Source organism: Bacillus sp. SD075 (assembly GCF_017355165.1).
Classification (GTDB): Bacteria; Bacillota; Bacilli; order Bacillales; family DSM-1321; genus Peribacillus.
Window position 1 is genome coordinate 1 of the sequence record NZ_JADILK010000120.1, and the last position, 339, is coordinate 339.

General features: G+C 36.9%; 1 protein-coding gene. It reads left to right on the forward strand.

Annotated elements, in window-relative coordinates; all coding sequences use genetic code 11:
* Nucleotides 1-16 precede the first annotated feature (16 nt).
* Nucleotides 17-133, forward strand: coding sequence for an IS110 family transposase (locus IOC57_RS26695; RefSeq protein ID WP_235568260.1), 117 nt, complete (start codon nucleotides 17-19; stop codon nucleotides 131-133).
* The last annotated feature ends 206 nt before the right edge of the window (nucleotides 134-339 follow it).

A 339-nucleotide genomic window follows, 5' to 3' on the forward strand; every position in this document is an offset into this window, starting at 1 on the left:
GGAGATGGGTGTTGATATGTCTGTATTTAAATCAGCTAAACATCTTGCCTCTTGGGCTGGTGTGAGTCCTGGAAATTACGAAAGTGCTGGTAAAAAAAAACGAGTAAAACCACACAAGGAAATAAAGCTTTAAAAACAATGGCCGTAGAATGTGTATTAGCAACATCAAGGCAAAATAATCGAATTGCTTCACATCGAAAAAGGATTACTAAACGACAGGGGAAAATGAAGGGACGAATCGCATCTGCCCATTTACTAGTAACGATTACTTACAACATCTTAAAAACAGGAGAACCTTATCATGAACTAGGCTCAAATTACCTTGAAGAAAAACAAAAT

Coding starts and splice junctions, on each gene's coding strand:
- IOC57_RS26695 (WP_235568260.1), top strand. CDS start 17: ATGTCTGTATTTAAATCAGCTAAACATCTTGCCTCTTGGGCTGGTGTG.